12 protein-coding genes are annotated in these 12591 nt (G+C 30.9%); 11 read left to right on the top strand and 1 reads right to left on the bottom strand.

Translation table 11 applies throughout. From position 1 onward, the window contains the following. Positions 1 to 43 precede the first annotated feature (43 nt). From D1815_RS05685 to D1815_RS05670, 4 genes are all read left to right on the top strand, one after another. On the top strand, positions 44 to 1267 hold the full coding sequence (locus D1815_RS05685; protein WP_118386274.1) for a radical SAM protein: 1224 nt from the start codon (positions 44 to 46) through the stop codon (positions 1265 to 1267). An 86-nt stretch (positions 1268 to 1353) separates the two neighbouring features. Continuing rightward, a complete protein-coding gene (locus tag D1815_RS05680; RefSeq protein ID WP_118386273.1) occupies positions 1354 to 1662 on the top strand; it encodes a hypothetical protein in 309 nt (102 codons plus the stop codon). Positions 1663 to 1770: 108 nt separating this feature from the next. Further along, entirely contained in the window at positions 1771 to 2565 is a 795-nt protein-coding gene (locus D1815_RS05675; protein ID WP_118386272.1) for an OmpA family protein, read from the top strand. Positions 2566 to 2642: 77 nt separating this feature from the next. After that, a complete protein-coding gene (locus tag D1815_RS05670; protein ID WP_118386271.1) occupies positions 2643 to 3212 on the top strand; it encodes a hypothetical protein in 570 nt (189 codons plus the stop codon). Positions 3213 to 3214: 2 nt separating this feature from the next. Here D1815_RS05670 and D1815_RS05665 read toward each other — a convergent pair whose 3' ends face one another. Next, on the bottom strand, positions 3215 to 4087 hold the full coding sequence (locus D1815_RS05665; protein ID WP_027391393.1) for a pirin family protein: 873 nt from the start codon (positions 4085 to 4087) through the stop codon (positions 3215 to 3217). Positions 4088 to 4247: 160 nt separating this feature from the next. Here D1815_RS05665 and D1815_RS05660 point away from each other — a divergent pair, with 160 nt between their 5' ends. The 7 genes from D1815_RS05660 (at position 4248) to glgB (ending at position 12473) form a co-directional block, all read left to right on the top strand. Further along, positions 4248 to 5567: a cation:proton antiporter gene (locus D1815_RS05660; RefSeq protein ID WP_027391394.1), complete on the top strand. Its 1320-nt coding sequence runs from the start codon at positions 4248 to 4250 to the stop codon at positions 5565 to 5567. A gap of 9 nt (positions 5568 to 5576) precedes the next feature. Next, positions 5577 to 6257 carry a YafY family protein gene (locus tag D1815_RS05655; RefSeq protein ID WP_118386270.1) on the top strand — a complete coding sequence of 227 codons (681 nt, stop codon included), beginning with the start codon at positions 5577 to 5579 and terminating at the stop codon, positions 6255 to 6257. Between the two features lie 136 nt (positions 6258 to 6393). Further along, a complete protein-coding gene (locus D1815_RS05650; RefSeq protein WP_118386269.1) occupies positions 6394 to 6708 on the top strand; it encodes a hypothetical protein in 315 nt (104 codons plus the stop codon). 23 nt (positions 6709 to 6731) lie between these two features. Then, a complete protein-coding gene (locus D1815_RS05645; RefSeq protein WP_240337545.1) occupies positions 6732 to 7571 on the top strand; it encodes a DNA alkylation repair protein in 840 nt (279 codons plus the stop codon). A 219-nt stretch (positions 7572 to 7790) separates the two neighbouring features. Further along, positions 7791 to 9212 (top strand): glycogen synthase, encoded by a 1422-nt coding sequence (locus D1815_RS05640; RefSeq protein WP_118386268.1) that lies wholly within the window; start codon positions 7791 to 7793, stop codon positions 9210 to 9212. Further along, a complete protein-coding gene (locus D1815_RS05635) occupies positions 9205 to 10476 on the top strand; it encodes a glucose-1-phosphate adenylyltransferase (protein ID WP_027391398.1) in 1272 nt (423 codons plus the stop codon). Before D1815_RS05640 ends, D1815_RS05635 begins: the two co-directional genes overlap by 8 nt. An 86-nt stretch (positions 10477 to 10562) precedes the next feature. Beyond that, complete coding sequence (gene glgB / locus D1815_RS05630; protein ID WP_118386267.1) at positions 10563 to 12473, top strand: 1,4-alpha-glucan branching protein GlgB; 1911 nt, start codon at positions 10563 to 10565, stop codon at positions 12471 to 12473. The last annotated feature ends 118 nt before the right edge of the window (positions 12474 to 12591 follow it).

The following is a 12591-nucleotide window of genomic DNA, read 5'->3' as shown; positions in this document are numbered from 1 at the left end:
CGCTTAGTAAGTTTAATATTCTTAACTTTTTAATTCCTTATTCATGCAATTCGATGCCTTAATACTCAAAGTAGCTAGCAGATGTAATCTTAATTGTTCTTATTGTTTTATGTATAATCTTGGTGATACTACATATAAAGAGCAACCAAAATTTATGTCATATGAAATGATTGATTCCATTTTAGAAAAAACGAAACGATATATTCAGAAATATAGTAAAAAGGAGTTCTCTTTTATTTTCCATGGTGGAGAACCTTTATTAGTAGATAAGAAGTTTTACAGAACTTTTGTAGCTAAAGCTAATGATATCAAAAAAATACTCCCTAATGTAATTTTTAAGTATGACATACAAACCAATGGAGTTTTAATAGACAAAGATTGGTGTGCATTGTTTAGAGAATTAAATATTTATCCTAGTACGAGCGTAGATGGCACAAAAGAAGCACACGATATGTTTAGAGTAGATCATCGTGGAAATGGTAGTTATGATCAAGTGTGTAAAGGAGTTAAATTATTAAAAGAACAAATAGGATATGCAGATACAGTTTGTGTAATAAATATCAAAGAAGATGCAGGTACTATGTATGAAAGTTTTAAGAAAATGAATGTAAATTCAGTAAATTTCTTAATTCCAGATTATACACATGATAATTTTCCGTTTGATAAAAATAAAACAGAAATGGCTGATTGGTTAATTAAATTGTTTGATGTTTGGATACAGGATTCTGAACGATATAAGATTCCTATGTTTATAGGATTAGTAAATAGGTTGTTAGGTATTACCGAACAAATAAATAATGAATCTGCCGTTTTGGTCATCGAAACAAATGGAGAAATAGAAGCGATAGATTCTTTAAAAGCTTGTGGACACGGATTTACAAAATCAGGAATTAATGTATTGCACAATGATTTTTCTGATATTAACAAATCTCCTTTAGGGAAATTATATTTTGAAGAAAGTACAACAAAGTTGTGCGCTCAATGTCTTAGTTGCCCTATAAAAGAAGTCTGTCAGGGAGGTAGGTTGGTTCATAGATATAAAAAAGAAAATGGTTTTAATAATACATCAGTATATTGTAATGATCTTATAAAATTTATAGCACATATTCAGAATAGTTTAATGGCTATTTTTCCTGAATTATATAGTCAGAAAAATATAGATCGTATAAAAAGTGAAGAAATTATTCAATATTTGAGTAAGGAAAAAGGAAATTTACCTACAAACTCTATGTTTACTAAAGAGTTAGAGTATTTTGCTACGAGCTAGAATTGAGATTTTATATGATCTGATTATAAAGAACTATTTGTATTCACTTTACTACTAATAGGAAATAATAAATTAATAGTTTCATTATGAAAGAAAATCTTCAAAATAATGATTATTCAATGGGTGAATTTGCTACTGTTGATCAGTGTTCATTAAGAGGACATTTACGTTGTGTATATACTACTGGTAAAGAAGTATATCGAGATGGTCGTAATGGTCGTAAAACAATTCATTGGTGGAGAATGTCTTATATTGGAAGAGCTTGTACCAGAAAGTGGGGTAGACGAGCAGGTGTTTTTTACGAAGCATTGTTTGTAGTCCCTCATTACATTGGAATATTCTTTGGAAACCTTCTTGGATATTGTATGTTTTTAGTTTTAGGAAGTAAGAAATGATTCATCTAATTCATTATTTGGATTAGAATTATTTTGTAAATATTACCACAATAATTGGCCAGTTATTGTGTTTAAGTAATGTTAATTTTATGAAATAATTATGAAAAATTGGCTAATTATATTTTCATTCATTTTTTTTGTTCTTCTATTATTGCTCAAAAGGAAATTAAATTTTCTACTTATTTTAAAACCAATAAGGCGAACTTACGACTTAGTGATTTCTCAAGACTTACTAGATATATTGATTCAATTTCGAAATTAAAAAACGTTGGTAAAATAAAAGTTTTTGGTTATTGCGACGATGTAGGAGAAGAAGCTAATAATCTTATGTTATCTCAAAAAAGATCGGAATTTGTTTCTGAACAAATTAAGATTAAAGCAAATAAGCAGACCGTACTATTTTCCCCTGTAGGCAAAGGAGAATTGCCAATTAATGATGAGAGTAATTTTTCTATTTCAGAACAAAGAACGAAAAACAGAAGGGTTGATATTATTGTTTATTTCAATGATAAGAATCAGATTATTGATGATTATCACGAGAAGGGTGATAGAATTATTTTAGACAATGTTTTATTTCAAGGTGGTAAAACTGTATTCTTACCAAGAACGGATTTTGTATTGCATAAATTGGTGGACGAATTAAAGGAAAAAAAGAAATTACACATACAACTTCAAGGCCATATAAATCAGTTAAAACCTCAGCAGATGGCTGACTCTACATTATATAGACCCGAAGATAATTTGTCTACACGAAGAGCAAAAAAGGTATATGATTTTTTAATTTCTAATGGTATTGATAAAGAACGATTATCTTACGTAGGTTTCGAAGGTAAATTTCCTTTAGGTACATATCCGCAATATAATAGAAGAGTAGAAATAGAAATAACGGATATCAAAGAATAATATAATTCTGTTAAAAACTTGTTTTCTTTTTCTCCTAAAAAAACAAGTTATTTGTTCCCGGAAAAAAAAAGTTGTCATTGGAAGAACAAATTATTACAACAAAGAAGTTTACTCGAAATAATTTCTTTAAGAATACTTATTGCGTATTTAAGGGAGTACGTCTAAGAGAAATTTCTAGGAGAAAACCCCACTACCGAAGTGAATCTGGTAGCACCTATTATTATACAACTAATGGAGTATATCGCCTATCTAATCATTGGGGTAGAGCTGCTAAGTGTAACTGGAGATTGGTCTCAGAAATTCCTGTAGAGATTGATGATCTTCGTTTAGGGTATGCAGATTGGACTGATTTTAGAGAAAATCTAGATCAAGATGTAGATGCATATTATATTGCTGTAGATTTCGAAACCAAAACTGTTAGTTATAAGCATAAGGACAATCCTGCTTATGATCAGATTGCTGTGATACGTCCAGTTGATGCTACTCGTAAATTAATTAAACAGATAAAAACTCTTTTAGAAGATCATAAATGGGCAAAGTACTATGATTACGAGGATTTAGATGAGTTCCGAAAAGAAGTAGTATTGGAGTTAGTAAACACGACAAAAACATTGCACGATATTAGAAGAGAATTAGCATCAGGTTAAAACTATTCGGGCATCATTACATAACTGTTATCGTGAGATACTTTCGGAAATTGTTTGTTTCTCCATTTTTCTTTGGCTTCTTCTAGTTTAGTTGTGCTAGAGGAAACAAAATTCCAATAAATATGACGTTCTTCAGGGAATGGTTGCCCTCCAAAAAGTAATAGATGTGTGTTTGGCTCTAAAATTATGGTACATGTATCTTCTATTTTAGAAACTAGCATATTTCTTTTAGAAATATTGTTTTCACAGGCTTGTATTTCGCCATCTACGATACAGATGCCTATTTCTCCTTTTAGCTCTCCTTTGATTTGTAATTCATATCGTTCTTTACTTTTTACTTCTACCATAAAAAGTTCGGAATGCACAGGCAACGATGATATTCTACCATATCCTTTTCCGGCAACTAACTTAAATTCAGTTGTTCCATCATTCCAAGAAGGGATTTCAGTTTTATCTAAATGATGAAATTCGGGTTCTATATTTTCCAAATGTTTTGGTAGTGCTACCCAAATTTGATATCCGTGTGTTATAAATTCTGTACCGTCTCTCATGTCCTTAGGAGTACGTTCGGTATGTGTAACTCCTTTTCCGGCAACCATCCAGTTCACAGAACCTGGAGAAATACGTTGATTAGTGCCGATACTATCCTGATGCATAATTTCACCATCTAATAAATAAGTTAAAGTAGATAATCCGATATGTGGGTGTTGATCTACATCCATATATTTTCCTTTTTTAATGATGGTTGGACCCATATGATCAATAAAAATGAAGGGACCTACCATTCTTTTTTTTCGAAAAGGAATAAATCTCCCTACAAGAAAATCACCAATATCTCTACTTCGTTCTTCGATTATCAAACCTTGATTAGACATAAAAACAGTTTTTTGTTCATTTTAAGTTTCTAAAATACACTTTTTAACTACAGTATTTCGTTAAATAAGTATTAACGAATGATTGCGATTAAGAGGTTGTTCATACCTTAAAATAATTTACTATCTTTTCCTTGCAATATTAAACAACCACAACTAACCAATGGAAATATTCTCCTCGTATAATTTAATAATCGAAGTTTCTTTAGTCCTTATTTTATCTTTTATTTTTAATGGAATAGCAAAGAAAACTAATATTCCAGCTGTATTAATGTTGATTATATTGGGTATTATTATTCAGTATGCGATTAAAGCATTTGGAGCGGGATCTTTTGATTTTTTCCCGATGCTAGAGATTCTTGGAATTGTTGGGCTGATAATGATTGTATTAGAGGCTGCGCTAGAATTAAAATTGAAAAAAGAAAAATTAGTTCCTATCTTAAAATCTCTTGGGATTGCTTTAATAGGGCTTGTTGCATCTGCATATATTGCTGCGGTAATTTTAAAGGCACTGATTGATGGAATGACGTGGCAATCTGCTTTGTTATATGCTACTCCATTATCTATTCTGTCAAGTGCTATAATTATTCCAAGTGTAGCCGGGTTGTCAGAAGCAAAAAAAGAATTTCATGTGTATGAAAGTACATTCTCTGATATTTTAGGAATTATGATGTTTTATTTCCTTACAGGAAAACTTAATCCCGCAGAGGATGCTGGAGTTTCGGGATTTGCATTTAACTTAATCATTACAATTATTATATCACTAATTGCCAGTTATGGTATTATTTTAATTTTTCAAAAGATAAAAAGCCAAGTAAAACTATTTCTATTAATAGCTGTTTTATTATTGTTATATGGAGTTGGAAAAAAAATGCATTTATCGTCTTTGATTATCATTTTGATTTTTGGTCTAGTAATCGCTAATATGAAATTGTTTTTTCAGTGGAAACTAGAAGGTTTATTGGATTTTGAAAAGGCAAAAACAATTTACCATGAATTACATGTAATTACTGCGGAAACTGCATTTGTAGTACGAACATTGTTTTTTGTGATTTTTGGTATTACAATTACCTTATCTTCTTTATTAAATTTAAAAGTAGCATTGATAAGTATTCTAATTATCATTTCGATTTATTTGATTCGATATGTATTGTTACGATTATTTGTAGGAAAAGATATTTCTCCTCAATTATTTATAGCTCCTAGAGGGTTAATTACAGTATTATTATTTTATGCAATACCAGCAGAGGCCATGATCCCAGGTTTTGAACCAGGAATTTTATTGTTTGTAATAATTGGAACTAGCCTTATAATGACTGGTGGTATGATACGTGATAATAGGGTAAAAGCGGTAGCATTAACTCCTGAAGAGATTGAAGAGGCAGCTGATGCAGAAGTAGCTTATATCATGAATACTACGACCGATCTTAGTGAAATTGAGGATTCCTCTGAAGAGGAAGACGATGATGAAATTTATGAATAATTAGTAGAAATGAAACGATTACATCGGTTAACAGCTATTTTAGTTAAGTTACAATCTAAAAAAATAGTTCAAGCTTCAGATTTAGCAGAGAAATTTGATGTAAGCATTCGTACTATTTATAGAGATATGCTTGCATTATCTGATGCTGGTGTTCCTATAGGAGCCGAGGCAGGTACAGGTTATTTTTTGGTAGATGGGTATTCTCTTCCCCCAATTATGTTTTCAGAAAAGGAAGCCAATGCATTAATAACTGCTGCTAAAATTATCCACACCAATAATGATGAATCACTTATTTCTGACTATAATACTGCTATAGAAAAAGTTAAAGCGATTCTTAATACAACACAAAAAGAAAAGTTAGAACTTTTAGAAAAAAGAATTGTTAGTCCTCCTTATAAAAAATCTCCAGCTAGCACTTATTTATCAACAATCCAAAAAGCTATTACAGATTTGAGAGTACTAGAAATAGAATATACAGCTGCTTCTAAAGAATACACCAAACGATCGATTGAACCTTTAGGTGTATATTTTACAAATACTATATGGGTGTTAATAGCCTATTGTAGATTACGTAAAGATTATAGGGAGTTTAGGACAGATCGAATTATCAATTTAATAGAAACTTCAGAGTTATTCCCTCCAAAATTTTTTACGTTAGAAGAGTATTTTAAAAAATATATGGAACATTAAAAATACTACTGACATAAGGTTGTCACACTCCACTTGTAGTTTTGGTGAAAATTAGAATATGTATCACTTAATCCACACAATTATGCTTAGTATGTTTTTATGCTGCGCAACTACATTTAGTCAAAACCACAACCTTATGAAAGACAAACCTTATTCAATTGAAATCGTATTATTCGAAGTAGTACCAGGGTACTCTGTAGAACAAGCTAAGAAGGCTATAACTTCTTTAAATGATATTGTTAAATTATATGATGGATTTATAGATAGAACAACCGCAAGTAATATCGACGGTAAGTTTATTGATCTACTGTATTGGACAGATATTAAATCGGCTAAGCTAGCTGGAGAAGATATTATGAAAAATCCAAAGGCATTAGAAATTTTTGAAATTATAAAACCGGAATCAATGCAAATGTTTCATATGGATGTTTTTAACCAATTCGAAGAATAATCATATATTTAAAAGAATGTATTATGTTATCAGATTTAAAACCTATTATGCAAACAAATAAAAAGATTCCGGAGCACATAATAAATCGAAAAGGTCCAAGAAGTGCTAAAGATTTAGATTCGGAAGTATTAGAATATTTAAATAAAGGTCTAATTGAAACAGCTAACCTTATGGAATGGTTAGCTGTAGATCAATTAAAATTACTAAAATGTATACTAGATGATTTAAACAAATCTAATTGGTATGATAGTTTTTATGAAGCCGTGTCTAATCAAAAAAAGCCAAGTGCCAATAGCAATACCAAAGTTATAGGCGCAACTTTTGCTCAATTAACCAATGATAATAAAGTCATTGATTATTTGTCTAATCATCCTTCTGATGTATGTAGATGTTGGGCTACTCAGTATTATAGTGGATTAGACATGTCAATCACAGAAAGACTTCACACTAATAAACCATTTGCTGCAGATCCACATTTTGGGGTTAGAGAAGTTGCGATTTTTGCAACAAAGGATTATATAATTCAAGATTTAGATCAATCTATTATGATATTATCTAACTGGACAAAAGATACTAATGAGAATGTAAGACGTTATGCTGTAGAAACGATTAGACCAATAGGAGTTTGGACAAAAAAAATAGATGAACTCAAAGAAACTCCCGAAAAAGCAATTGGTATTTTGGAAGCGTTGAAATCTGATACATCAAAATATGTAAAGGATGCTGTTGGTAACTGGTTAAATGATGCAAGTAAGACAAGACCTGATTGGGTTCTTAATGTTTGTAAAGAATGGGGAGAAAATAGCTCATCAAAAGATACCAAATATATTATAAAAAAGGCTCTAAGGACTATCAATAAGTAGCTTATAGCTAGTTGTTAACCGTTGTCTATTTTTCGACAATTATCATATTATTATCAAATCGAAAATAATGCTGCTAAATAATTATTAAATAATCATTAAATCTTATTCTTTTTAAAATTTATATAGGTAAATGTTTTCAGCTTTTTTATAGCTTTAAACTCCTGTTGGAAGTTATTAACAACAGGTTCATTTGATAAATTTTGCACTAAAGAATAAATAATGAGAGTACTTCATACGAGTTTAGAATGTTATCCTTTAGCAAAAGTTGGCGGCCTTGGAGATGTCGTCGGTTCATTACCAAAATATCTAACGGAACTAGGTTGTATTACAGAGGTTATTATGCCTTTTTTTGATAATTCAAAAATTAATGAGCTTTCTTGTGAAGACATTTATACTGATTCATTGGTTTTGGGATCTAATTCCTTTGATTTTACGATTAAAAAAGTAATATCCTCCGAGTTTGGGTTTCAAATATATCTAGTAGATATAAAGGAATTATTATATAGATCAAATGTCTATAGCTATGAAGATGATACAGAACGATTTGTAGCGTTTCAAATAGCGATTTTAAATTGGCTTTTATCTATAGATATAAAACCTGATATTATACATTGCCATGATCACCATACGGGTCTTATACCTTTTTTAGTATCCCAAGTGGGTGTTTATCAAAGTTTAATTGATATTCCTACCGTACTCACAATTCATAATGCGCAATATCAAGGTCAGTTTTCTTATGATAAATTAGATTATATACCACAATTTGATTTACATAATATTGGATTACTAGATTGGGATCAATGTATAAATCCTTTAGCTACTGCAATAAAGTGTGCTTGGAAAGTAACTACAGTTTCACCAAGTTACATGGAAGAGTTGCAAGGTCAAGCTAATGGTTTAGAAGGGCTTTTATCACACGAAAAAAATAAATGTATTGGAATACTGAACGGAATTGATCATCAGACATGGAATCCCAAAACGGATCCAATGATTATTAGTAATTACGGAAATAAAAATATCGTTTCTGGAAGAAAGGAAAATAAAAATTGGTTATGTAAAGAGTTTGGGTTTGATATAGATAAACCATTATTTGCATTTATAGGTCGACTTGTATATGAAAAAGGAGCAGACCTTCTTCCGAATATTGTTTCTGAGGCATTACAGCATTTAGATATTAATATACTCATTTTAGGATCTGGTGATCCGGCTATAGAGTCAAAATTAAGGGAATTAAAGGAACGTTTTCCAGGTACATATAATACATATATAGGATATGATGAAAAACTATCGCATATTATATATGCAGGCGCTGATTTTTTATTAATGCCTTCTAGAGTGGAACCTTGTGGGCTTAACCAACTATATTCTTTACGATATGGTCTCGTACCTATAGTTAGAAAAATAGGCGGATTAAAAGACACTGTTATAGATATTGGTGATGGTGGTTTTGGGATCTGTCATGATCAGGTAAACGTTCAGGATGTATATAATTCAATTAAAAGGGGAATTGAATTTTATAACGACCAAAATAGATATAGGAAAACACAAAAAGAAATTTTAAAAATTGATCATTCTTGGAATAATTCAGCTAATAAATACATTGAATTATATAAATCTTTAAAACAATCGCACAATGATTAACAAAAAAGTCCTTGCAATTATCCTTGGAGGTGGACAAGGAACCAGATTATCTCCTTTAACCGAAAGTAGATCAAAACCAGCAGTATCTATCGCTGGAAAATACAGATTGGTAGACATTCCTATTACTAATTGTATACATTCGGATATTAAAAGAATGTTTGTGCTTACGCAGTTCAATTCAGCTTCTCTAAATAGTCACATTAAAAACACTTATGTTTTTAGCTCTTTTAGTCAAGCTTTTGTAGATGTTCTTGCTGCAGAACAAACACCTGGTAATAAAACTTGGTTTCAAGGTACTGCAGATGCTGTAAGACAATCGATGCATCATTTTCTTAATCATGATTTTGAGTACGCACTTATTTTATCAGGTGATCAATTATATCAAATGGATTTTAATGATATGATTGAAGCGCATATAGAGAAAGGAGCTGATATCTCTATAGCTACATTGCCTGTTAACCCAAAAGACGCAACCGATTTTGGGATTTTAAAAACTGACGAAAATAGTTTTATCAGTTCATTTACTGAAAAGCCAAATTCTGATAAACTTCCAGGTTGGGAATCTGAAGTAAGTGAAGAAATGAAAAGTGAGAATCGTCACTATTTGGCTTCAATGGGGATTTATATATTTAATAGACAATTGTTAGTTGATTTGCTTTCTGATCCTTCAAGAATAGATTTTGGAAAAGAAATCATTCCTCAGTCGATTGAAGATCATAAAGTATTAGCATATCAATATGAAGGCTATTGGACAGATATAGGAACAATTCCTTCCTTTTTTGAAGCTAATATCGAGTTAGCCAATGATATTCCAAAATTTGATTTATTTGATAATGATAGAAATATACTTACCAGACCTAGAATACTTCCTCCATCAAAAATATCTGGAACACTACTAAATAAATCAATGATTGCTGAAGGTTGCTTAATACAAGCCAAGGAAGTAGAACAATCTGTTATTGGTATTAGATCCAGAATTGGAAAAGATACTATCATAAAAAACACATATATGATAGGTAGTGATAGATATCAAGACATAGAAGAATTGCAAACTGATGATAAGGAGAATAGACCTTATATAGGTGTCGGAGAAAGATGTAATATTAATAACGTTATTATTGATAAGGATTGTAGAATTGGTAATGATGTTGTTATTAATGGAGGGCCGCATCTAGAAGATATTGATAATGAAAAGTATGTGATAAAAGATGGTATTGTAGTGTTTAGAAAAGGTGCTATAATACCAGATAATTTTAAGATCTAAGTATCTATAATTTCTAAATTAAATAATTATAAATAGAATATTCTATTTAGTTAAAATGATATTAATAATATCATGACCATTCTTATATGAGTAAAGTAATAGTACATAGTTTATTTTCTGAATTTGATATTAATCTTTTTAAAGCTGGTAAGCACTATCGATTATATGAAAAATTTGGTTCACATATTATTATGGTAGATGGAGTTCGAGGAACATATTTCGCAGTTTGGGCACCATCTGCTAAATCTGTTTCTGTGATTGGAGATTTTAATTTTTGGGTAGAAGGAGAACATCAATTACACGTTCGCTGGGATAAATCTGGTATATGGGAAGGTTTTATACCTGAAGTAGGAAAAGGTAATATCTATAAATATAAAATTCATTCTCATAATAATAGTATTGTAACTGAAAAAGCGGATCCATATGCACGTAGATGTGAACACCCTCCAAAAACGGCTTCGGTAGTTTGGGAAGATTTATATGATTGGAATGATAATGAATGGATGGCAAATAGAAAAAAACATAATACAATCGATGCTCCTTTTTCGGTTTATGAAGTTCATTTAGGCTCTTGGAAAAGAAAAATAGAAGAAGATCGATCTTTGTCATATACCGAACTGGCAGACGAATTGGTTTCCTATGTAAAGGAAATGAATTTTACTCATGTGGAACTAATGCCTGTTATGGAATATCCTTATGATCCATCTTGGGGATATCAAATAACTGGTTATTTTGCACCAACATCTCGTTTTGGTTATCCAGAGGAATTTAAATTACTAGTAGATAAACTTCATCAGAATGATATTGGGATTCTATTGGATTGGGTACCATCGCATTTTCCAGAAGATAATCATGGTTTAGGCTTTTTTGATGGATCTTGTTTATATGAGCATCCTGATAAAAGAAAAGGATATCACCCTGATTGGAAGAGTTTAATATTTAACTATGAAAGAAATGAAGTTAAAAGTTTTCTGATTAGTAATGCAATTTTTTGGTTGGATCAATTCCATGCAGATGGATTAAGAGTTGACGCAGTTGCTTCCATGTTATTTTTAGATTATTCTAGAGAAGATGGGGAATGGGAAGCAAACCAATATGGAGGTAGAGAAAACCTTGCAGCGATTGAATTCATGAAGGAACTAAATAAAGAGATTTATATTAGTTACCCGGATGTACAAACAATTGCAGAAGAGTCTACCTCTTTTCCTATGGTTTCTAAACCAACATTTCTTGGAGGGCTTGGTTTTGGTATGAAATGGATGATGGGGTGGATGCATGATACGTTACAGTATTTTTCAAAAGAGCCTATCTATAGAAAACATCATCAAAATGATTTAACTTTTAGTATGACTTATGCATTTACGGAAAACTTTATGTTACCGTTATCTCATGATGAAGTGGTATATGGAAAAAGAAGTATTATAGGCAGAATGCCTGGCGATGAGTGGCAACAGTTTGCTAATTTACGATTGCTATATAGCTATATGTTTACACATCCTGGTAGTAATTTACTCTTTATGGGTGCCGAGTTCGGTCAACGAGAAGAATGGAACTTCCAGAGTAGTTTGGATTGGCATTTATTGCAGTACGATTATCATTCTGGAATTAAAAAGTTGATTACAGATCTTAATTCGTTGTACAGAAATCACCCAGCTTTGTATGAAAAACAATTTGAGTCAGATGGTTTCGAATGGATAAGCTATGATGATCATGAAAATTCTGTAGTTGCCTATATTAGAAAAGGAAACAAGACTGAGGATACGTTAGTTGTAGCTTGCAATTTTACGCCGGTACCACGTTCCAATTATCGTATAGGATTATCAGCAAAAGGAACACTAATTCCATTATTTAATACTGATGAAAAAACGTATGGAGGAACAGGGGATTTTATATCTGAAAAGATTTTGATAGAAGATAAAGAATGGCATTATAGAGAATATTCGGCGGAGATTGATATTCCTCCATTAGGAACACTTGTTTTTAAAATCAAGAGTTAATTTATATAACCTAAATTATTTCATGTTTACAATACTATAAGGCACTTTATTAGTTGTAGTTTAAACAATTGTTAATTGATTATAGTTTCAAACGTTTTCGTTGAATGTTTTTAATAAA

The organism is Aquimarina sp. AD1 (assembly GCF_003443695.1).
In the GTDB taxonomy this organism is placed as follows: domain Bacteria; phylum Bacteroidota; class Bacteroidia; order Flavobacteriales; family Flavobacteriaceae; genus Aquimarina; species Aquimarina latercula.
This window is presented reverse-complemented; position numbering and strand designations above follow the sequence as displayed.

Bases quoted from the DNA above. Each gene is read 5' to 3' on its own strand.
- D1815_RS05635 (WP_027391398.1), top strand. From the start codon at position 9,205: ATGATTAACAAAAAAGTCCTTGCAATTATCCTTGGAGGTGGACAAGGA.
- D1815_RS05645 (WP_240337545.1), top strand. From the start codon at position 6,732: ATGTTATCAGATTTAAAACCTATTATGCAAACAAATAAAAAGATTCCG.
- D1815_RS05680 (WP_118386273.1), top strand. From the start codon at position 1,354: ATGAAAGAAAATCTTCAAAATAATGATTATTCAATGGGTGAATTTGCT.
- D1815_RS05685 (WP_118386274.1), top strand. From the start codon at position 44: ATGCAATTCGATGCCTTAATACTCAAAGTAGCTAGCAGATGTAATCTT.
- D1815_RS05640 (WP_118386268.1), top strand. From the start codon at position 7,791: ATGAGAGTACTTCATACGAGTTTAGAATGTTATCCTTTAGCAAAAGTT.
- D1815_RS05660 (WP_027391394.1), top strand. From the start codon at position 4,248: ATGGAAATATTCTCCTCGTATAATTTAATAATCGAAGTTTCTTTAGTC.
- D1815_RS05655 (WP_118386270.1), top strand. From the start codon at position 5,577: ATGAAACGATTACATCGGTTAACAGCTATTTTAGTTAAGTTACAATCT.
- D1815_RS05665 (WP_027391393.1), bottom strand. From the start codon at position 4,087: ATGTCTAATCAAGGTTTGATAATCGAAGAACGAAGTAGAGATATTGGT.
- glgB (WP_118386267.1), top strand. From the start codon at position 10,563: ATGAGTAAAGTAATAGTACATAGTTTATTTTCTGAATTTGATATTAAT.
- D1815_RS05650 (WP_118386269.1), top strand. From the start codon at position 6,394: ATGAAAGACAAACCTTATTCAATTGAAATCGTATTATTCGAAGTAGTA.